Source organism: Labrenzia sp. CP4, from assembly GCF_001579905.1.
Lineage (GTDB): Bacteria > Pseudomonadota > Alphaproteobacteria > Rhizobiales > Stappiaceae > Roseibium > Roseibium algicola.
Genome location: NZ_CP011927.1, coordinates 2,706,635 through 2,728,022 on the forward strand (window position 1 = coordinate 2,706,635; position 21,388 = coordinate 2,728,022).

Here is a 21,388-nt window from a genome sequence, read left to right on the forward strand (position 1 = left end):
AAACGGAACTGAGATCCATGGCCAAGCGCTGGTACATTGTGCACGCCTACTCCAATTTCGAGAAGAAGGTCGCCGAGTCCATCCGCGAAAAGGCCGAGCAGAAGGGTCTGTCCGACCTGTTCGAAGAGATTCTCGTTCCGATGGAAAAGGTCGTTGAAGTGCGCCGTGGCCGCAAGGTCGATGCAGAGCGCAAGTTCTTCCCGGGCTACGTCCTGGTGAAGATGGAAATGACCAACGAGGCTTTCCACCTCATCAAGGATACGCCGAAGGTAACCGGGTTCCTGGGCGCGGATCAGAAGCCGATGCCGATCCCGGAAAAAGAAGCAATGCGCATCATCAACCAGGTGCAGGAAGGCGTGGACCGGCCGAAGCCGTCCGTGACTTTCGAGGTTGGCGAGCAGGTGCGTGTTTCCGACGGTCCGTTCGCGTCCTTCTCCGGCCTTGTCGAGGAAGTGGATGACGAGCGTGCGCGTTTGAAGGTGGCCGTGTCCATCTTCGGCCGTGCAACGCCGGTGGAACTGGAATTCGGTCAGGTCGACAAGCTCTGATCGTTTGCTGCCCCGAGGGGTGGCTTGAGAGCCCGGTCGCAGTGTCCACAAGGATGCGGCATCCGGGATGAAAGGGTGGAAGGTTCCGGAACTCTTCGCCGGGTTCCAACAGGGCCGAACCACCAACTCCCAATCAGCTGAAGAGCCATTCAGCTGTTAATGACTGGAGAGAAACATGGCGAAAAAAATCGAAGGTTTCCTGAAGCTTCAGGTGCCGGCAGGTTCCGCTACTCCGTCGCCGCCCATTGGTCCGGCGCTCGGTCAGCGTGGTCTGAACATCATGGAATTCTGCAAGGCCTTCAACGCCGCCACGCAGGATGCTGAAAAGGGCGCACCGTGCCCGACCGTGATCACCTACTACTCCGACAAGTCCTTCACGTTCGAAGTGAAGACGGCTCCGGTCAGCTTCTTCCTGAAGAAAGCTGCCAAGCTGCCGAAGGGCTCCCAGACCCCGGGCCGTGGCACGGTTGGTTCTGTAACCAAGGCGCAGGTGAAGGAAATCGCCGAAGCCAAGATGAAGGACCTGAACGCCAACGACATCGAAGCTGCGATGCTGATGGTCGAAGGCTCCGCCCGCTCCATGGGCCTCGAGGTAACGGAGTAAGATCATGGCGAAGGTTGGAAAGCGCATCCAGGCAGCTCGTGAAGGTATCGACCGCAACAAGCTGTATTCCCTGAACGAAGCCATCGGCCTCGTGAAGGACCGTTCCAAGACCAAGTTCGACGAAACCGTTGAAGTTGCGATCAATCTCGGCGTTGATCCGCGTCACGCAGACCAGATGGTCCGTGGCGTGTGCATCCTGCCGAACGGCACCGGCAAGACTGTTCGCGTTGCTGTGTTTGCTCGCGGCGACAAGGCCGAAGAAGCCAAGGCTGCTGGTGCCGATATCGTCGGTGCAGAAGAGCTGGTTCAGGAAGTTCAGGGCGGCAAGATCGACTTCGATCGCTGCATTGCAACTCCGGACATGATGCCGCTCGTCGGTCGTCTCGGTAAGGTTCTCGGCCCGCGCGGCCTGATGCCGAACCCGAAGGTTGGTACCGTGACCCCGGACGTCAAGTCCGCCGTCAACGACGCCAAGGGCGGCGCTGTTCAGTTCCGCGTCGAAAAGGCCGGTATCGTTCACGCTGGCGTTGGCAAGGTGTCCTTTTCTGAAGAGGCGATCACCCAGAACGTCAAGGCTCTGCTGGACGCCGTTCAGAAAGCCAAACCGACTGGCGCAAAAGGCACCTACCTGAAGCGCATCGCCGTGTCCTCCACGATGGGCCCGGGCGTAAAGGTCGATCTCGCCACCGTTGCTGGCGAATAATCCGGTCTTTCCGGATTGATACGAGATTTCGGCTGAAAGGCCGAATAGACCCGGCGGCTTGCTGCCGGGTTGCCCTGTCCGAGACTGCAGGTGCCGGGAAACCGGCTTAAGCCAAACAAGGCCTGCATAGATGGGTGAGAACCGAATTTCCCACCGATCCGGTGGAAAACCTGGTTCGAACCAGACCTTGCCGAGCGCTTCTAGCGCGAAGGTGAGGGGACAGGACCCTGAGCGTCGCCAGGTTAGGCGGTACCGGGTTCGGGACCATCTGCCAGGCGGCAAGGTAAACCGGCGGCGTCACAGCCGCCAAATGGAGAAGGCAAGTGGAAAGAGCGGAAAAGCACGAGTTCGTGTCGGCCCTCAACGCCGAGCTGGGTAACACCGGTGTTGTCGTCGTCGCGCACTATGCAGGCCTTTCGGTAGCTCAGATGACCGCACTGCGGGCATCCGTGCGCGAAGCCGGCGGCACTGTAAAAGTCGCAAAAAACCGCCTTGTCAAACTCGCCCTTCAAGGCACCGACCTTGAGCACATCTCCGACCTGTTTCAGGGCCCGACCGTTATCGTCCATTCCGACGATCCGGTAGCCGCTCCGAAAGCAGCCGTCGATTTCGCCAAGGCAAACGAAAAGTTTGCGATCCTTGGTGGTGCTCTTGGCTCGACCAACCTGAACCCGGATGGGGTCAAGTCTCTGGCAACCATGCCGTCGCTCGATGAGCTGCGTGCGAAACTGGTTGGCATGATCCAGACCCCGGCTTCCCGGATTGCACAGGTTGTCAACGCTCCGGCCGGGCAGCTTGCCCGCGTCTTCGGCGCTTACGCCAAGAAGGACGAGGCCGCATAAGGCGTCCAAAACACACTGTCTCACGTAACCAAAACTGGTTCGAACTTAAGGTACTGAAAAATGGCTGATCTTGAAAAGCTCGTTGAAGAACTGTCCGCACTGACCGTTATGGAAGCTGCTGAACTCAGCAAGCTTCTGGAAGAAAAGTGGGGCGTTTCTGCTGCTGCTCCGGTCGCAGTTGCTGCTGTTGCTGCTGGTGGTGGCGATGCAGCTGCTGCTGAAGAAAAGACCGAATTTGACGTTATCCTGGCTTCTGCCGGCGACAAGAAAATCAACGTCATCAAGGAAGTCCGCGCAATCACCGGTCTTGGCCTGAAAGAAGCTAAGGAGCTCGTCGAAGGCGCTCCGAAGCCGGTCAAGGAAGGCGTTGGCAAAGACGAAGCAGAAGAGCTGAAGAAGAAGCTCGAAGAAGCTGGCGCATCTGTCGAGCTGAAATAATAAAGGCCTACCGGCCTTTTGAACGGTCCCGGGAAACCGGGACCGTACCTAGCCCCGGCGGGATTTTCCCGTTTCCGGGGCAAACGTACCACTAGGGCATCCTGCTTTCGCAAGACGGCAGATGAAGATGTTCTAGGCCCCTAAGACCGGTCAACTTGTCTGGTTTCAGGTGAGGGCACCTGAAGCAGGTTGATCCAGGGGGGACGGTTTTCCGAAGCGCCCGGGCGCTCGCCCGATTGGAAAAGGGGCGTTTCGGGAAGCCGTTACCCGGCCGATACGAGGAGCGACAATGACCCAAACGTTCAACGGTCGCAAAAAGGTCCGTAAATATTTCGGATCGATCCGCGATGTCGCGGCTATGCCTAATCTCATCGAGGTTCAAAAAGCATCCTACGACCAGTTTCTGCAGGTCGACGAGATGCCGGGCGGTGGCCGCAAGAATGAAGGCCTTGAAGCGGTCTTCCAGTCCGTATTTCCGATCTCCGATTTTGCGGGCACTTCCCTTCTGGAATTTGTTTCCTTCGAATTTGAAGCTCCCAAATACGACGTCGATGAGTGCCGCCAGCGCGACATGACCTTCGCGGCTCCGCTGAAGGTTACCCTGCGCCTGATCGTGTTCGATGTCGATGAAGACACCGGCGCGAAGTCCGTGAAAGACATCAAGGAACAAGATGTCTACATGGGCGACATGCCGTTCATGACCGACAACGGCACTTTCATCGTCAACGGCACCGAGCGCGTCATCGTTTCCCAGATGCACCGTTCTCCGGGTGTGTTCTTCGACCATGACAAGGGCAAGACCCATTCTTCCGGCAAGTTGCTGTTCGCAGCACGCGTGATCCCGTATCGCGGTTCCTGGCTCGATATCGAATTCGACGCCAAGGACATCGTGCATGCGCGCATCGACCGTCGCCGCAAGATCCCGGTTACGTCCCTTCTGATGGCGCTTGGTCTCGATGGTGAGGAAATCCTCAACACGTTCTACAAGCGTATCGATTACACCCGTCAGAAGGACGGCTCCTGGCGCATGCCGTTTGACGGCAATCGTCTGAAGGGCACCAAGGCGTCCTACGACCTGATCGACGCCGACAGCGGCGAAGTGGTGATCGAGGGTGGACGCAAGATCACTCAGCGCACCATCAAGCAGCTTGAGGAAAAAGGCGTCACCGCCCTGAAAGTGACCGACGAAGACCTTCATGGCCAGTACCTGGCTGAAGACATCGTCGACATGAAGAGCGGTGAAATCTACGCTGAAGCAGGCGACGAGATTTCCGGCAAGCTGCTGGAAGAACTGGTCGATCGTGGTTACCACGAGCTGCCGATGCTCGACATCGATCATGTCAACACCGGTCCGTATATCCGCAACACCCTGTCGGTCGACAAGAACGAGTCTCGCGAAGATGCTCTGTTTGACATCTACCGCGTGATGCGTCCGGGCGAGCCGCCCACCATTGATACCGCCGAGGCGATGTTCCAGTCGCTGTTCTTCGACGAAGAGCGCTATGACCTGTCCGCCGTTGGCCGCGTGAAGATGAACATGCGTCTCGACGTGGAGTGTGCCGACACCGTTCGCACGCTGCGCAAGGACGACATCCTGGAAGTCATCCGGGTTCTTCTTGAACTGCGCGATGGCAAGGGCGAAATCGACGACATCGACAACCTCGGCAACCGCCGTGTTCGTTCTGTCGGCGAGCTGATGGAAAATCAGTACCGCGTCGGTCTGCTGCGCATGGAACGCGCGATCAAGGAACGCATGAGCTCTGTCGAAATCGACACGGTCATGCCTCAGGACCTGATCAACGCGAAGCCGGCTGCTGCTGCCGTTCGTGAATTCTTCGGCTCCTCGCAGCTGTCGCAGTTCATGGACCAGACCAACCCGCTGTCGGAAGTCACCCACAAACGCCGCCTGTCGGCGCTTGGCCCGGGCGGTCTGACCCGCGAACGCGCAGGCTTCGAAGTCCGCGACGTTCACCCGACGCACTACGGCCGTATCTGCCCGATTGAAACGCCGGAAGGCCCGAACATCGGTCTGATCAACTCGCTGGCAACCTTTGCCCGTGTGAACAAGTACGGCTTCATCGAAAGCCCGTACCGGAAAGTGAAAGACGGCGCCGTTACCAACGAAGTCGTTTATCTTTCCGCCATGGAAGAAGCCAAGCACTACGTGGCCCAGTCCAACGCCGTCTACGACGACGAGGGCCGGTTCACGGAAGAGCTGATCACCTGCCGTCACGCCGGTGAAAACATGATGGTTCCGTCCGACAAGGTCGACCTCATGGACGTTTCGCCGAAACAGCTCGTGTCCGTCGCGGCCGCGCTCATTCCGTTCCTTGAGAACGATGACGCCAACCGCGCACTGATGGGCTCGAACATGCAGCGTCAGGCCGTTCCGCTGGTTCGTGCCGAAGCACCGTTCGTCGGTACAGGCATGGAGCCGATCGTGGCACGCGATTCCGGTGCTGCCATCGGTGCCCGCCGCGCTGGCGTTGTCGACCAGGTGGATGCGACCCGTATCGTTATCCGTGCGACCGAAGACCTCGATCCGGGCAAGTCCGGCGTCGATATCTACCGGCTGCAGAAGTTCCAGCGGTCCAACCAGAACACCTGCATCAACCAGCGTCCGCTGGTGCGTGTCGGTGATCGGATCCACAAGGGCGACATCATTGCCGACGGTCCGTCGACCGATCTCGGTGATCTGGCGCTCGGCCGGAACGTGCTCGTCGCGTTCATGCCCTGGAACGGCTACAACTTCGAGGATTCCATCCTCCTGTCCGAACGCATCGTCTCCGATGACGTGTTCACCTCCATCCACCTCGAGGAATTCGAAGTGATGGCGCGTGACACCAAGCTTGGGCCGGAAGAAATCACCCGCGACATTCCGAACGTTTCGGAAGAAGCGCTGAAGAACCTCGACGAAGCCGGTATCGTCTACATCGGTGCCGAACTGAACCCGGGCGACATCCTGGTCGGCAAGATCACTCCGAAGGGCGAAAGCCCGATGACGCCGGAAGAAAAGCTTCTGCGCGCCATCTTCGGTGAAAAGGCATCCGACGTTCGCGATACTTCCCTGCGCCTGCCGCCGGGGGTTTCCGGTACTGTTGTCGAAGTGCGCGTCTTCAACCGCCACGGCGTTGAAAAAGACGAACGCGCAATGGCGATCGAGCGCGAGGAAATCGAGCGTCTCGCAAAGGACCGCGACGACGAACAGGCGATCCTCGACCGCAACGTCTATGGCCGTCTGGCCGAGATGCTGATGGACAAGACCGCCATTGCCGGCCCGAAGGGCTCCAAGAAGGACACCGTACTGACCGGGGACGTTCTCAACGACTTCCCGCGCTCGCAGTGGTGGCAGTTTGCCACCGACGACGAGAAGTTCATGTCCGAAATCGAAGCTCTGCGTGGTCAGTATGACGACAGCCGCAAGCGTCTCGAGCAGCGTTTCATCGACAAGGTCGAGAAACTGCAGCGCGGTGACGAACTGCCGCCGGGCGTCATGAAGATGGTCAAGGTCTTCGTTGCCGTGAAGCGCAAGCTTCAGCCGGGCGACAAGATGGCCGGCCGTCACGGCAACAAGGGCGTCGTCTCCAAGATCAACCCGTGCGAAGACATGCCGTTCCTTGAAGACGGCACGCATGTCGATATCGTGCTGAACCCGCTCGGCGTTCCGTCGCGCATGAACGTCGGTCAGATCCTTGAAACCCACCTGGGTTGGGCCTGCCGCGGCATGGGTAACCGGATCGGCGAAATGTACGACGAGTACAGGAAGTCAGGTGAGATCGGCGAATTGCGCGGCAAGATTGTCGAGATCTACGGCGACAACATGAAGGGCGACAACGTCAAGGAATACGATGACGAAGGTATCGTACGCCTGGCGGAGCAGCTGAAGAAAGGCGTCAGCATCGCGACGCCGGTCTTCGACGGTGCTCGTGAACCCGATGTCGTCGAGGCGCTCAACATTGCCGGCTACGACCCGAGCGGCCAGTCCGTTCTGTACGATGGCCGGACCGGTGAAGAGTTCGACCGCAAGGTAACCGTGGGCTACATCTACATGCTGAAGCTCCACCACCTTGTCGACGACAAGATCCATGCCCGTTCCATTGGCCCGTACTCGCTCGTCACCCAGCAGCCGCTCGGTGGTAAGGCACAGTTCGGTGGCCAGCGCTTCGGGGAAATGGAGGTCTGGGCGCTTGAAGCTTACGGTGCAGCCTACACGCTGCAGGAAATGCTCACCGTCAAGTCGGATGACGTTGCCGGCCGTACGAAGGTCTATGAGGCCATCGTTCGTGGCGACGACACCTTCGAGGCAGGCATTCCGGAAAGCTTCAACGTGCTTGTGAAGGAAATGCGGTCCCTGGGTCTCAACGTTGAACTGCAACGAACCGATGTCCCCGTGATCGGCGAGGAAGAAACTGCGGACGCCGCAGAATAACCCCGCCTACGGACCACAAATGACTTGGAATGCCGGTTGCGGGGAGGGGCGCAAGAGCTCGCTCCCCCACCGCGCATCGAAGGAGATGGATCATGAATCATGAGGTCATGAACCTGTTCAATCAGCAGGCTCCCGCACAGACCTTCGACAATATCCGGATTTCGCTTGCGAGCCCGGAAAAGATCTTGTCCTGGTCTTTCGGCGAAATCAAAAAGCCGGAGACCATCAACTACCGTACGTTCAAGCCTGAGCGCGACGGTCTGTTCTGCGCGCGTATCTTTGGCCCGATCAAGGACTACGAATGTCTTTGCGGCAAATACAAGCGCATGAAATACAAAGGCGTCATCTGCGAAAAGTGTGGCGTTGAAGTCACCCTGTCGCGGGTTCGCCGTGAACGCATGGGCCACATCGAACTGGCTGCGCCTGTTGCGCACATCTGGTTCCTGAAGTCCCTGCCGAGCCGTATCGGCCTTCTGCTCGACATGACGCTGAAGGACCTGGAACGCGTTCTGTATTTCGAGAACTATGTTGTTCTCGAGCCGGGCCTGACCCCGCTCAAGCAGCACCAGCTTCTGTCGGAAGAAGACTTCATCGCCGCTCAGGACGAGTATGGCGAAGATGCCTTCACCGCCATGATCGGTGCCGAGGCGATCCGCGAGATCCTGATGAGCATGGATCTGGAGCGCGAGAGCGAGAAGCTGCGTCAGGAAATCGCCGAGGCGACCACCGAACTGAAGCCGAAGAAGCTTGCCAAGCGCCTGAAGGTCATCGAAGCATTCATGGAATCGGGCAACCGCCCGGAGTGGATGATCATGACCGTGGTTCCGGTTATCCCGCCGGATCTGCGCCCGCTGGTACCGCTTGACGGTGGCCGTTTCGCGACGTCCGATCTGAACGATCTCTACCGCCGCGTGATCAACCGTAACAACCGTCTGCGCCGCCTGATGGAACTGCGTGCTCCGGATATCATCATCCGGAACGAAAAGCGCATGCTTCAGGAGTCCGTTGACGCCCTGTTCGACAACGGCCGCCGCGGCCGCGTCATCACCGGCGCCAACAAGCGTCCGCTGAAGTCGCTGTCCGACATGCTGAAGGGCAAGCAGGGCCGATTCCGTCAGAACCTGCTCGGCAAGCGCGTCGACTATTCCGGTCGTTCGGTTATTACCGTGGGTCCGGAACTGAAGCTGCACCAGTGCGGCCTGCCGAAGAAGATGGCGCTCGAGCTGTTCAAGCCGTTCATCTATTCGCGCCTCGACGCCAAGGGTTTCTCCTCGACCGTCAAGCAGGCCAAGAAGCTGGTTGAAAAGGAACGTCCGGAAGTCTGGGACATCCTCGACGAAGTCATCCGTGAGCACCCGGTTCTCCTGAACCGCGCGCCGACGCTGCACCGTCTTGGTATCCAGGCCTTCGAACCGACCCTGATCGAAGGCAAGGCCATCCAGCTGCATCCGCTCGTCTGCTCGGCCTTCAACGCCGACTTCGACGGTGACCAGATGGCTGTTCACGTACCGCTTTCTCTGGAAGCCCAGCTCGAAGCGCGTACGCTGATGATGTCGACCAACAACATTCTGCATCCGGCAAACGGTGGCCCGATCATCGTTCCTTCGCAGGATATCGTTCTGGGTCTCTACTATCTGTCCATCATGGCAGAAGGTGAGCCGGGCGAAGGCATGGTCTTCGGCAACACTGGTGAGATCCATCATGCGCTGGCCAACAAGGTCATCACGCTGCACACCAAGGTGAAAGGCCGGTATCGGTCCATCGATGCGGAAGGCAATCCGACTTCCGAAATCATCGAGACCACTCCGGGCCGCATGCTCATCGCGGAGCTTCTGCCGAAGCACCACGAAGTGCCGTTCGAGGTCTGCAACAAGCTGATGACCAAGAAGGACATCTCCAAGATGATCGACACGGTTTACCGTGCCTGCGGTCAGAAGGAGACGGTTATCTTCTGTGACCGGATCATGCAGCTTGGTTTCAAGAACGCCTGTAACGCCGGCATCTCCTTCGGCATGGACGACATGGTCATTCCGGACACCAAGCACAAGCTGGTGGCCGAAACCTCGTCGCTCGCGACCGAATACGAGCAGCAGTACAACGACGGTCTGATCACCCAGGGCGAAAAGTACAACAAGGTTGTCGACGCCTGGGCGAAATGTACCGACAAGATTGCTGACGAGATGATGGCTCGCATCAAGGCGGTCCAGATCGATGAGGAAACCGGTCGTCAGAAGCCGATGAACTCGGTCTACATGATGTCGCACTCCGGTGCTCGTGGTTCGCCCCAGCAGATGAAGCAGCTGGCCGGCATGCGCGGCCTGATGGCCAAGCCGGACGGTTCCATCATCGAGAACCCGATCATCTCGAACTTCAAGGAAGGCCTGTCGGTTCTGGAGTACTTCAACTCCACCCACGGTGCCCGTAAGGGTCTGGCCGATACCGCTCTGAAGACCGCAAACTCCGGTTACCTGACCCGCCGCCTGGTGGACGTCGCCCAGGATTCCATCATCCTGGAACCGGATTGCGGATCAACACGCGGCATCACCGTTGCTCCGATCGTCGATGCCGGTAACGTCATCGCTTCGCTCGGCATGCGCGTTCTGGGCCGTACGACTGCGGAAGATGTCTACAACAACCAGACCGGCGAACTGCTTGTCCCCAAGGGCACGCTGATCGACGAGAAGGATGTTGATGCCATCGAGGCTGCCAAGGTTCAGCAGATCAAGATCCGCTCGGTTCTTACCTGTGAAACCGAAACCGGCGTCTGCGCGACCTGCTATGGTCGTGACCTTGCTCGCGGTACGCCCGTGAACATGGGTGAAGCTGTCGGCGTCATCGCCGCACAGTCGATCGGTGAGCCTGGCACGCAGCTGACCATGCGTACCTTCCACATTGGTGGTACCGCACAGGTTGTCGACAGCTCGTTCATCGAGTCCAACGTCGACGGCACGATCAAGATCCGGAACCGTTCGGTCAATCGCGACAGCGACGGCAACCTGATTGCCATGGTTCGCAACATGTCCATCGTTGTCATCGACAGCGACGGCAACGAGCGTGCCGTGCATCGTGTGGCCTACGGTTCCAAGCTGCATGTCGATGAAGGCGATGCGGTCAAGCGCGGTCAGCGGATTGCCGAATGGGATCCGTATACCCGTCCGATGCTTGCTGAAGTCGATGGTATCGTGGACTTCGAGGATCTGGTCGATGGTGCGTCCGTTCAGGAAACGGCCGACGAAGCGACCGGCATCACCAAGCGTGTCGTCATTGACTGGCGTTCTTCGCAGCGTGGTCAGGATCTCAAGCCGGCTATCGTCGTCAAGGACGAAAAAGGCAGCATTTCCAAGACCGATCGTGGCTCCGATGCCCGTCTGATGCTTTCCGTTGACGCGGTTTTGTCCGTTCAGCCGGGAGCTTCGGTCAAGGCTGGTGACGTTCTGGCCCGTATTCCGCTGGAAAGTGCCAAGACCAAGGACATCACCGGTGGTCTGCCGCGTGTTGCGGAACTGTTCGAGGCTCGCCGTCCGAAGGATCATGCGATCATCGCCGAAATCGATGGTACGATCCGCTTCGGTCGCGATTACAAGAACAAGCGTCGCGTCATCATCGAGCCGGCGGAAGAAGGTGTCGAGCCCGTCGAATACCTCATCCCGAAAGGCAAGCACTTCCATCTTCAGGAAGGCGATGCCATTGAAAAGGGTGAGTACATCCTCGACGGCAACCCGGCTCCACACGACATCCTGGCAGTTAAAGGCGTGGAGGCTCTTGCGGCTTACCTCGTCAACGAGATCCAGGAAGTCTACCGCCTGCAGGGCGTGACCATCAACGACAAGCACATTGAAGTGATTGTCCGCCAGATGCTGCAGAAGGTCGAGATCACCGATCCGGGCGATACGGAGTTCTTCTCCGGCGAACAGATCGACAAGATCGACTTCGAGGAAGCCAACCGCCGGGCGATCGACAATGCACGCGATCCTGCCAAGGGGGTGCCGGTTCTGCTCGGCATCACCAAGGCATCGCTGCAGACGCGTTCGTTCTTCTCCGCCGCCTCCTTCCAGGAGACGACCCGCGTCCTTACCGATGCGGCTGTCAACGGCAAGACCGACCCGTTGGTCGGCCTCAAGGAGAACGTCATCGTCGGCCGTCTGATCCCGGCCGGTACCGGTGGGGTGATGAAGCGGATCCGTCAGATCGCGACGCATCGCGACGACCTGATCCAGGAAGCTCAACGTCAGCAGTCTTCGGACAGTGCAGCGGAAGGCCTTCTGGAAGATATGACCGGTGCAGCCGAGTAATCGGTTTCCCGTCGAACTGTCGAAAGGCCGCCCTCGGGCGGCCTTTCTTGTATAATGAGGCAAAAGAGGCCTGATGATATGAACGACAATGAACTTGAACTGGACCCGGTGGTCTACATCGTCATTGGCAGGGTCTGGGAAAACGAAGACGCTTCGCCGGATGACGCCATCACCATTCACGCGCTGCTGACAGCGCCGGATGACGACGACGCGGTTCGCAAGACGCTTGAATCGCTCTCTGCTCAGGGGTTTGCGGAAGCCGAGCTCGACCAGATCGGCGTGATGGATGGCGAACCGGATGATCCGGTTTACGAAGGTGCCTACCAGGATGCGCTTGCCGGAAACGTTGCAATCGTGACTTTCACGGCCTGAGGAGGCTGGAAGAACACTCGCCCGCAAATACCTGCCGTGCATCAGGCGCATATCGGCGGGTGAGGGGCTATTGCCGGCGAATCCGGAATGCGTTTATGGCGGGTCCGTCTGGAATCGGTCCCATGAATCAAGGGCCTGCGTTGCCCGATCACCTGGCAAACGCCACCCATCTGACCTGATTTGAGTCATTCCGGTTAGAGTTGATTCAGAATTCCGCCGGAATGCGGAATCCGCCAGCGCAATAATATTACCGAAAAGGTGCTGAAAACTATCGTTTGGCGCTGGTAAGTAGCGGAAATCATGTCGGAAATTCAGATGGCGGATCTGTAACCCGCACAAACGCTGTTTTTTTCGACAAAGCACTTGACGCAATGGGTGCATATGAGTAGTTTCCGCGCATCCCAAGGGCAGGCGGTAAGTGCGAACCCGTCCAGCGCCACCAAGGCGCAGGACCCAGTCCACTTAAACGCTGCCGGGTTATATAGGCGAATACGCGTCGATTGCATGACCGCGGGGTAACTCGTGGTCCTCTGGTTTTTCGCAGCGCCGGCCGCTCTTCATTGAGCGCGCGGGCGCGATTTTGCATGTCTTCACGGCTCAGGCCGAGGAGGGGTCAAGGTCAGCGGGGGACTGCAGTTGCATACGAATTTTTGGATGGACAAGGTAAAGGGCAAAGAATGCCGACCATCAACCAGTTGATCCGCAAGCCGCGGAAAGATCCGCCGAAGCGGAACAAGGTGCCGGCCATGGAGGCCTGCCCCCAGAAGCGTGGTGTTTGCACCCGCGTTTACACGACGACGCCGAAGAAGCCGAACTCGGCTCTGCGTAAGGTGGCCAAAATCCGCCTGACCAACGGCTTCGAAGTCATTGGCTACATCCCGGGTGAAGGTCACAACCTTCAGGAGCACTCGGTGGTTATGATCCGCGGCGGTCGCGTAAAGGACTTGCCGGGTGTGCGCTACCACATCATCCGTGGTGTGCTCGATACCCAGGGCGTCAAGGATCGTAAGCAGCGCCGTTCGAAGTACGGCGCGAAGCGGCCGAAGTAAGGAGCACATCAGATGTCCCGTCGTCACCGCGCTGAAAAACGCGAAATTAACCCGGATCCGAAGTTCGGGGATATCGTCGTAACGAAGTTCATGAACTCCATCATGTACGACGGTAAGAAGTCGACTGCCGAGCGCATCGTTTACGGTGCTTTCGACGTCGTCGAAAACAAGACCCGCGAGAACCCGATCGAAGTGTTCCACGCTGCTCTTGAAAACGTTATGCCGCAAGTGGAAGTTCGCTCCCGCCGTGTTGGTGGTGCGACCTACCAGGTCCCGGTCGAGGTTCGTACCGACCGCCGTCAGGCGCTGGCAATTCGCTGGCTGATCACTGCGGCTCGCAATCGTAACGAAACCACGATGGTTGACCGTCTTTCCGGCGAGCTGCTCGACGCAGCAAACAACCGTGGTACCGCAGTCAAGAAGCGCGAAGACACGCACCGGATGGCAGACGCCAACCGCGCATTCTCGCACTATCGCTGGTAATTTGTGACTTCGAAGGGCTGACGCAATGGCGCGCACGCATAAAATCGAGGACTACCGCAACTTCGGCATCATGGCTCACATCGATGCTGGAAAGACCACTACGACTGAGCGGATCCTCTTCTACACTGGTAAGAGCCACAAGATCGGCGAAGTTCATGACGGCGCAGCCACCATGGACTGGATGGAGCAGGAGCAGGAGCGTGGCATCACGATCACCTCTGCTGCAACCACCGCTTTCTGGAAAGAAAAGCGTCTGAACATTATCGACACCCCAGGCCACGTTGACTTCACCATTGAAGTTGAACGTTCCCTGCGCGTGCTCGACGGTGCCGTCGCCCTTCTGGATGCAAACGCTGGCGTTGAGCCGCAGACTGAAACTGTTTGGCGCCAGGCCGACAAGTATCATGTCCCGCGGATGATCTTCGTCAACAAGATGGACAAGCTGGGCGCCGATTTCGATCGCTGCGTCAAGATGATCAAGGAACGCCTCGGCGCAACTCCGCTGGTCATGCAGCTTCCGGTTGGCGCTGAAAGCGAATTCGCTGGCTGTATCGACCTTCTGGAAATGAAGGCTCTGATCTGGCAGTCCGAAAACCTTGGCGCTGCCTGGGACGTTGTCGACATCCCGGCCGATCTCGTAGATCGCGCTCAGGAAGCTCGCGACGCTCTGATCGAGACTGTTGTCGAAGTCGACGAAGCTGTCATGGAAGCTTATCTGGAAGGCGAAGAGCCCTCCATCGAGACGCTCAAGAAGCTTATCCGCAAGGGTACGATCAGCACCGAATTCGTTCCGGTCTTCTGCGGTTCCGCGTTCAAGAACAAAGGCGTTCAGCCGCTTCTCGACGCAGTTGTCGACTACCTGCCGAGCCCGGTTGAAGTTCCGGACATCAAGGGTATCGACCCGAAGACCGAAAGCGAAATCATTCGCAAGTCTTCCGACGAAGAGCCGCTCGGCCTGCTGGCGTTCAAGATCGCCAACGACCCGTTTGTTGGTTCCCTGACGTTCTGCCGCATCTATTCCGGCGTTCTGAACAAGGGCGTGTCCCTGCTGAACACCGTGAAAGACAAGCGTGAGCGCGTCGGCCGGATGATGCAGATGCACTCCAACTCCCGCGAAGACATCGATGTAGCCTATGCAGGCGATATCGTTGCTATCGCAGGCCTGAAGGACACCACGACTGGCGACACCCTGTGTGATCCGCTGAAGCCGGTGATCCTGGAGCGCATGGAATTTCCGGAGCCGGTCATCGAAATCGCTGTCGAGCCGAAGACCAAGGGCGACCAGGAAAAGATGGGCCTCGCGCTCAACCGCCTGGCTGCTGAAGATCCGTCCTTCCGCGTCAAAACCGACGAAGAATCCGGTCAGACCATCATCGCCGGCATGGGCGAGCTGCACCTGGACATTATCGTCGACCGCATGAAGCGCGAATTCAAGGTCGAAGCCAACATCGGTGCGCCGCAGGTGGCTTACCGCGAAACCATCACCAAGGTTTCTGAAGTGGATTACACCCACAAGAAGCAGTCTGGTGGTTCCGGTCAGTTCGCTCGCGTCAAGCTGGTCATCGAGCCGGCCGAGCCGAACGAAGGCTACGTCTTCGAAAGCAAGATCGTCGGCGGGTCCATTCCGAAGGAATACATCCCGGGCGTTACCAAAGGTATCGAAAGCGTCATGTCTTCCGGTCCGCTGGCAGGCTTCCCGATGCTCGATATCAAGGCAACCCTGATCGATGGTGCCTACCACGACGTTGACTCCTCGGTTCTCGCCTTCGAAATCGCCGGCCGTGCCGGTTTCCGCGAAGGTATTGCCAAGGCCGGCCCGAAACTGCTCGAGCCGATCATGAAGGTCGAGGTTGTCACACCGGAAGACTACATGGGTGACGTGATTGGTGACCTGAACTCCCGCCGCGGCCAGATCGCAGGTACGGAGAACCGGGGCGTCGTTACTGTCATCACCGCAATGGTCCCGCTGGCCAACATGTTTGGTTACGTGAACAACCTGCGTTCCATGTCTCAGGGCCGCGCACAGTACTCGATGGTGTTCGATCACTACGAGCAGGTGCCGCAGGCTGTCGCCGAAGAGGTTCAGGCGAAATACGCCTGAGCCCATCCTCTTAACGTCAAGAAGAACTAGAGAAACGGAGTAATCCGATGGCGAAAGAAAAATTTGAGCGCAACAAGCCGCACGTTAACATTGGCACGATTGGCCACGTTGACCACGGCAAGACGACGCTGACCGCAGCAATCACCATGACGCTGGCTGAAACCGGCGGTGCGACTGCAAAAGCTTACGACGAAATCGACGGCGCGCCTGAAGAAAAGGCTCGCGGCATCACCATCTCCACGGCACACGTTGAGTATGAGACGGAAAACCGTCACTACGCACACGTCGACTGCCCTGGTCACGCCGACTACGTCAAGAACATGATCACCGGTGCAGCGCAGATGGACGGCGCGATCCTGGTCTGTTCTGCCGCTGACGGCCCGATGCCGCAGACCCGTGAACACATCCTCCTGGCTCGCCAGGTTGGTGTTCCGGCTCTGGTCGTGTTCATGAACAAGGTTGACCAGGTCGACGACGAAGAGCTTCTCGAGCTCGTCGAAATGGAAATCCGCGAACTGCTGTCTTCCTACGAATTCCCGGGCGACGACATTCCGATCGTCAAGGGTTCTGCACTGGCAGCCGTTGAAAACCGCGATCCGGCCATCGGCCGCGATGCGATCCGTGAGCTGATGGCTCAGGTCGACGCGTACATCCCGACCCCGGAGCGTCCGAAGGACCTTCCGTTCCTGATGCCGATCGAAGACGTCTTCTCGATCTCCGGCCGTGGTACGGTTGTGACCGGTCGTGTTGAGCGCGGTATCGTGAAGGTTGGCGAAGAAGTCGAAATCGTCGGCATCAAGGACACGCAGAAGACCACGGTCACCGGCGTTGAAATGTTCCGCAAGCTGCTGGACAGCGGCGAAGCAGGCGACAACATCGGCGCGCTGATCCGCGGTATTGCACGTGAAGACGTTGAGCGTGGCCAGGTTCTTTGCAAGCCGGGTACTGTTACCCCGCACACGAAGTTCAAGGCCGAGGCTTACATCCTCACCAAGGAAGAAGGTGGTCGTCACACCCCGTTCTTCACCAACTACCGCCCGCAGTTCTACTTCCGTACGACGGACGTGACCGGTGTGGTGTCCCTGCCGGAAGGCACGGAAATGGTGATGCCGGGCGACAACGTCTCCGTCGAGGTTGAGCTGATCGTGCCGATCGCCATGGAAGAAGGCCTGCGCTTCGCTATCCGCGAAGGTGGCCGTACCGTCGGCGCTGGCGTCGTCGCATCCATCATCGAATAATCGACAGCCGGGCCTGCCGGTGACTTTCAAGTGAAACGCGGGCAGGCCCGCAGTCTTATTGGGAACAACAACAATGAACGGTCAGAATATCCGGATCCGCCTGAAGGCGTTTGACCACCGTATTCTCGACGCCTCCACCAAGGAGATCGTCAATACGGCCAAGCGGACCGGTGCTCAGGTACGGGGTCCCGTGCCGCTGCCGACGCGGATCGAGAAGTACACGGTGCTTCGCGGGCCGCATATCGATAAGAAAAGCCGCGATCAGTTCGAGATGCGTACGCATAAGCGCCTTCTCGATATCGTTGATCCGACGCCCCAGACGGTGGACGCGCTCATGAAGCTCGACCTCGCCGCTGGTGTCGACGTCGAGATCAAGCTCTAAGCCGGGTCGAAGGGGACACATCCATGCGTTCTGGAGTGATCGCTCAGAAAGTGGGCATGACCCGCATCTATAACGATGCAGGCGAGCATGTTCCGGTCACCGTTCTGCGGCTGGAAAATTGCCAGGTGGTTGCCCACCGCACTGACGAAAAAAATGGTTACACTGCGCTGCAGCTCGGTGCAGGTACCCGTAAAGTAAAAAATACGCCGAAGGCACTGCGTGGCCACTTTGCTGTTGCGAAGGTTGAGCCGAAGCGGACCGTGGCCGAATTCCGCGTTTCCGCGGAAAACCTGATCGACGTTGGCGCGGAACTGACCGCTGACCACTACGTCGAAGGCCAGTTTGTCGACGTGACCGGCACTTCTATCGGTAAGGGTTTTGCCGGTGCCATGAAGCGTCACAACTTCGGTGGTGGCCGTGCGTCGCACGGTAACTCGATCTCGCACCGTTCGCACGGTTCTACCGGTCAGTGTCAGGACCCGGGCCGCGTGTTCAAGGGCAAGAAAATGGCCGGTCACATGGGTGATGCCCGCGTGACCACGCAGAACCTGAAGGTTGTGCGCACTGATGTTGAGCGTGGCCTGATCATGGTCGAGGGCTCTGTTCCGGGCGCCAAGGGCGGCTGGATCCTGGTCCGCGACGCGATCAAAAAGGCGCTGCCGGAAAACGTTCCGGTTCCGGGTGCTTTCAAAGCAACCGAAGCGACTGCGGCCGCCGGGAAGGAGAGTGAGTGATGGAACTCCAGGTCAAGACCCTCGAAGGTGGGGCGGCCGGTTCGATCACGGTGTCTGACGAGATCTTCGGTCTCGAGCCGCGCACCGATTTGATCCACCGTGTGGTGCGTTGGCAGCTGGCCAAGCGCCAGGCAGGTACCCACAAGGCACTGGGCCGTTCGGAAGTTTCCGGCACGACGAAGAAATTCGTCCGTCAGAAAGGTTCCGGCGGTGCACGTCACGGCAACAAGAAGGCCCCGCAGTTCCGCGGTGGTGGTAAGGCATTCGGCCCGATCGTTCGCGATCACAGCCATGACCTGCCGAAGAAGGTTCGCGCCCTCGGCCTGAAGCATGCCCTGTCGGCGAAAGCCAAGACAGACAGCATCGTTATTGTCGAAGACGCAAAGGCAGCCGAAGCAAAGACCAAGGCGCTCAAGGCACAGCTGACCAAGCTCGGCCTGACCAGCGCCCTGATCATTGACGGCGCCGAGGTCGATGCAAACTTCGCTCTGGCGTCCCGCAACATTCCGCATCTGGATGTGCTGCCGGTTCAGGGCATCAACGTTTACGACATCCTGCGTGCCAACACCCTGGTGTTGACGAAGGCTGCGGTGTCCGCACTTGAGGAGCGCTTTAAATGAGCAAACTTCCTCACTACGACAAAATCGTCGGCCCGGTAATCACCGAAAAGTCGACGATGGCTTCCGAAGAGAACAAGGTTGTCTTCAAAGTTGCTAACGATGCAACGAAGCCGGAAATCAAGGCCGCAGTCGAAGCGCTGTTCGGTGTAAAGGTCACGGCAGTGAACACCCTGGTCCGCAAGGGCAAGGTCAAGCGCTTCCGCGGTCGCATCGGCCGTCAGTCCGACTACAAGAAGGCCGTCGTTACGCTGCAGGAAGGTCACGCAATCGACGTGACCACCGGGCTCTAAGACGGGGACTTAAGAAAAATGGCACTTAAGACATTCAACCCGACGTCCCCAGGCCGCCGTCAGCTGGTTCAAGTTGATCGCTCTGGTCTGTGGAAAGGCAAGCCGGTCAAGACCCTGACCGAAGGCCTGTCCAAGTCCGGTGGCCGCAACAACGCCGGCCGCCTGACGTCTCCGAACCGCGGTGGCGGTCACAAGCGGTCTTACCGTCTTGTCGACTTCAAGCGCCGTAAATGGGACGTTCCGGCAACGGTCGAGCGCCTTGAATACGATCCGAACCGGACCGCATTCATTGCACTCATCCGTTACGAAGACGGTGAACTGAGCTACATCCTGGCGCCGCAGCGCCTGGCTGCTGGCGATACCGTCATCGCCGGTGAATCCGTCGACGTGAAACCGGGCAATGCCGCGCCGCTGGCTCGCATTCCGGTTGGTACGATCGTGCACAATGTCGAGCTGAAGCCGGGCAAAGGCGCCCAGATCGCTCGTTCGGCAGGTGCGTTCGTTCAGATCGTCGGCCGCGACCAGGGCTACACCACGCTGCGCCTGATGTCTGGCGAGCAGCGCCGTGTGCTCGGAACCTGCATGGCTTCCATTGGCGCCGTGTCCAACCCGGACCACGCCAACGTTAACCTGGGTAAAGCAGGCCGTTCCCGCTGGCTTGGCATTCGTCCGCATACTCGCGGTGTTGCCATGAACCCGATCGACCACCCGCACGGTGGTGGTGAAGGCAGGACCTCCGGCGGTCGTCATCCGGTTACTCCTTGGGGTAAACCGACCAAAGGTAAGCGTACGCGGCGCAATAAGCAGACTGATAAGTTTATCGTCCGCAGCCGTCACGCGAAGAAGTAAAGGGCAAGGATCGTGGCACGTTCGATCTGGAAAGGTCCGTTTGTCGACGGGTATCTGCTGAAGAAAGCGGACAAGGTCCGTGAGTCCGGCCGGAACGAGGTCATCAAGACCTGGAGCCGCCGCTCTACCATCCTGCCGCAGTTCGTCGGTTTGACCTTCGGCGTCTATAACGGTCAAAAGCACGTTCCGGTGCTGGTGTCTGAGGAAATGATCGGTCACAAGTTCGGTGAGTTCTCGCCGAGCCGGACCTATTATGGACACGGCGCCGACAAGAAGGCGAAGAGGAAGTAACGATGGGCAAGCCGAAGCGTGAGCGGACGCTCGCTGACAATGAGGCCCGGGCAATGACCCGCATGCTGCGCGTTTCCCCGCGCAAGCTGAACCTCGTTGCGGCTTCGATCCGTGGCAAAAAAGTCGGTTCCGCGATCGCGGACCTGACATTCTCCCGCAAGCGCATTGCGCAGGACGTCAAGAAAACCTTGATGTCGGCCATTGCCAACGCGGAAAACAACCATGACCTGGACATCGACAACCTGGTGGTTGCTGAAGCACATGTCGGCAAGGCATTTGTGATCAAGCGGTTCCAGGCACGTGCACGCGGTCGTGTTGGCCGGATCGAGAAGCCGTTCTCGAACCTGACCATCGTCGTGCGCGAAGTTGAGGAGACTGCCTGATGGGACATAAGACAAACCCGATCGGCATGCGCCTCGGGATCAACCGCACCTGGGACAGCCGCTGGTACGCGAACAAGAACGAATACGGCGATCTTCTGCACGAAGATTTCCGCATCCGTGAGCTCCTGCTGAAGGAACTGAAGCAGGCTGCCGTGTCCAAGGTTGTTATCGAACGCCCGCACAAGAAGTGCCGTGTGTCCATTCACTCCGGTCGTCCGGGTGTGGTCATCGGTAAAAAGGGTGCCGATATCGAGCGTCTTCGCAAGAAGATCGCCGACATCACCAATTCCGAAGTGCATCTCAACATCGTTGAAGTGCGCAAGCCGGAAATCGACGCGACCCTGGTCGCCCAGTCGATTGCCCAGCAGCTGGAACGCCGCGTTGCTTTCCGTCGCGCCATGAAGCGGGCCGTTCAGTCCGCCATGCGTCTCGGTGCACAGGGCATCCGTATCAACTGCGGTGGCCGTCTCGGCGGTGCGGAAATTGCGCGTATCGAATGGTACCGCGAAGGCCGCGTCCCGCTTCACACGCTGCGTGCAGACATCGACTACGGTGTTGCAAGCGCTCACACGGCTTACGGCGTGTGCGGTGTGAAGGTCTGGATCTTCAAGGGTGAAATTCTGGAACACGATCCGATGGCGTCTGAGCGCCGTGCGACCGCTGCTTCCGAAGGCAACCAGGGTGATCGCGGCGGACGCCGGGATCGGGGCCGCGAGCGCGCAGCTTAATTCAAGCTGCCT

20 protein-coding genes are annotated in these 21,388 nt (G+C 58.8%); all 20 read left to right on the forward strand.

Going from position 1 to position 21,388, the window contains the following annotated elements:
• Positions 1-17: 17 nt before the first annotated feature.
• The 20 genes from nusG (at position 18) to rpsC (ending at position 21,376) form a co-directional block, all read left to right on the forward strand.
• On the forward strand, positions 18-548 hold the full coding sequence (gene nusG, locus ACP90_RS12580) for a transcription termination/antitermination protein NusG (RefSeq protein WP_006936469.1): 531 nt from the start codon (positions 18-20) through the stop codon (positions 546-548).
• Positions 549-723: 175 nt separating this feature from the next.
• The gene (gene rplK / locus ACP90_RS12585; RefSeq protein WP_062488535.1) at positions 724-1,152 is read left to right on the forward strand and encodes a 50S ribosomal protein L11; all 429 of its coding nucleotides are present in this window, start codon (positions 724-726) and stop codon (positions 1,150-1,152) included.
• 4 nt (positions 1,153-1,156) lie between these two features.
• Entirely contained in the window at positions 1,157-1,855 is a 699-nt protein-coding gene (gene rplA / locus ACP90_RS12590) for a 50S ribosomal protein L1 (RefSeq protein WP_055654723.1), read from the forward strand.
• 323 nt (positions 1,856-2,178) lie between these two features.
• On the forward strand, positions 2,179-2,697 hold the full coding sequence (rplJ, locus tag ACP90_RS12595; protein WP_023001583.1) for a 50S ribosomal protein L10: 519 nt from the start codon (positions 2,179-2,181) through the stop codon (positions 2,695-2,697).
• A 60-nt stretch (positions 2,698-2,757) separates the two neighbouring features.
• Positions 2,758-3,135, forward strand: a complete 378-nt coding sequence (rplL, locus tag ACP90_RS12600) for a 50S ribosomal protein L7/L12 (RefSeq protein WP_023001584.1) — start codon at positions 2,758-2,760, stop codon at positions 3,133-3,135.
• A gap of 289 nt (positions 3,136-3,424) precedes the next feature.
• Entirely contained in the window at positions 3,425-7,564 is a 4,140-nt protein-coding gene (gene rpoB, locus ACP90_RS12605; protein ID WP_031269576.1) for a DNA-directed RNA polymerase subunit beta, read from the forward strand.
• Positions 7,565-7,656: 92 nt separating this feature from the next.
• Entirely contained in the window at positions 7,657-11,856 is a 4,200-nt protein-coding gene (gene rpoC / locus ACP90_RS12610) for a DNA-directed RNA polymerase subunit beta' (RefSeq protein ID WP_055654721.1), read from the forward strand.
• Positions 11,857-11,934: 78 nt separating this feature from the next.
• The gene (locus ACP90_RS12615; RefSeq protein ID WP_023001587.1) at positions 11,935-12,228 is read left to right on the forward strand and encodes a hypothetical protein; all 294 of its coding nucleotides are present in this window, start codon (positions 11,935-11,937) and stop codon (positions 12,226-12,228) included.
• 677 nt (positions 12,229-12,905) lie between these two features.
• The gene (rpsL, locus tag ACP90_RS12620; protein WP_006936459.1) at positions 12,906-13,277 is read left to right on the forward strand and encodes a 30S ribosomal protein S12; all 372 of its coding nucleotides are present in this window, start codon (positions 12,906-12,908) and stop codon (positions 13,275-13,277) included.
• A gap of 12 nt (positions 13,278-13,289) precedes the next feature.
• Positions 13,290-13,760 carry a 30S ribosomal protein S7 gene (rpsG, locus tag ACP90_RS12625; protein ID WP_023001588.1) on the forward strand — a complete coding sequence of 157 codons (471 nt, stop codon included), beginning with the start codon at positions 13,290-13,292 and terminating at the stop codon, positions 13,758-13,760.
• A 25-nt stretch (positions 13,761-13,785) separates the two neighbouring features.
• Positions 13,786-15,861, forward strand: coding sequence for an elongation factor G (gene fusA, locus ACP90_RS12630; RefSeq protein WP_055654719.1), 2,076 nt, complete (start codon positions 13,786-13,788; stop codon positions 15,859-15,861).
• Positions 15,862-15,908: 47 nt separating this feature from the next.
• The gene (gene tuf, locus ACP90_RS12635; protein ID WP_006936456.1) at positions 15,909-17,099 is read left to right on the forward strand and encodes an elongation factor Tu; all 1,191 of its coding nucleotides are present in this window, start codon (positions 15,909-15,911) and stop codon (positions 17,097-17,099) included.
• A gap of 73 nt (positions 17,100-17,172) precedes the next feature.
• On the forward strand, positions 17,173-17,481 hold the full coding sequence (rpsJ, locus tag ACP90_RS12640) for a 30S ribosomal protein S10 (RefSeq protein WP_006936455.1): 309 nt from the start codon (positions 17,173-17,175) through the stop codon (positions 17,479-17,481).
• A 23-nt stretch (positions 17,482-17,504) separates the two neighbouring features.
• The gene (rplC, locus tag ACP90_RS12645) at positions 17,505-18,215 is read left to right on the forward strand and encodes a 50S ribosomal protein L3 (RefSeq protein ID WP_031268311.1); all 711 of its coding nucleotides are present in this window, start codon (positions 17,505-17,507) and stop codon (positions 18,213-18,215) included.
• Positions 18,215-18,835, forward strand: a complete 621-nt coding sequence (gene rplD, locus ACP90_RS12650; RefSeq protein ID WP_055654717.1) for a 50S ribosomal protein L4 — start codon at positions 18,215-18,217, stop codon at positions 18,833-18,835. The genes rplC and rplD overlap by 1 nt, the downstream gene beginning before the upstream one ends.
• Positions 18,832-19,125, forward strand: coding sequence for a 50S ribosomal protein L23 (locus ACP90_RS12655; RefSeq protein ID WP_006936452.1), 294 nt, complete (start codon positions 18,832-18,834; stop codon positions 19,123-19,125). The genes rplD and ACP90_RS12655 overlap by 4 nt, the downstream gene beginning before the upstream one ends.
• A gap of 18 nt (positions 19,126-19,143) precedes the next feature.
• The gene (rplB, locus tag ACP90_RS12660; protein WP_055654715.1) at positions 19,144-19,974 is read left to right on the forward strand and encodes a 50S ribosomal protein L2; all 831 of its coding nucleotides are present in this window, start codon (positions 19,144-19,146) and stop codon (positions 19,972-19,974) included.
• Positions 19,975-19,986: 12 nt separating this feature from the next.
• Entirely contained in the window at positions 19,987-20,265 is a 279-nt protein-coding gene (rpsS, locus tag ACP90_RS12665; protein ID WP_022998243.1) for a 30S ribosomal protein S19, read from the forward strand.
• 2 nt (positions 20,266-20,267) lie between these two features.
• On the forward strand, positions 20,268-20,648 hold the full coding sequence (gene rplV / locus ACP90_RS12670; RefSeq protein WP_006936449.1) for a 50S ribosomal protein L22: 381 nt from the start codon (positions 20,268-20,270) through the stop codon (positions 20,646-20,648).
• Positions 20,648-21,376 carry a 30S ribosomal protein S3 gene (rpsC, locus tag ACP90_RS12675; RefSeq protein ID WP_006936448.1) on the forward strand — a complete coding sequence of 243 codons (729 nt, stop codon included), beginning with the start codon at positions 20,648-20,650 and terminating at the stop codon, positions 21,374-21,376. Before rplV ends, rpsC begins: the two co-directional genes overlap by 1 nt.
• Positions 21,377-21,388: the final 12 nt, after the last annotated feature.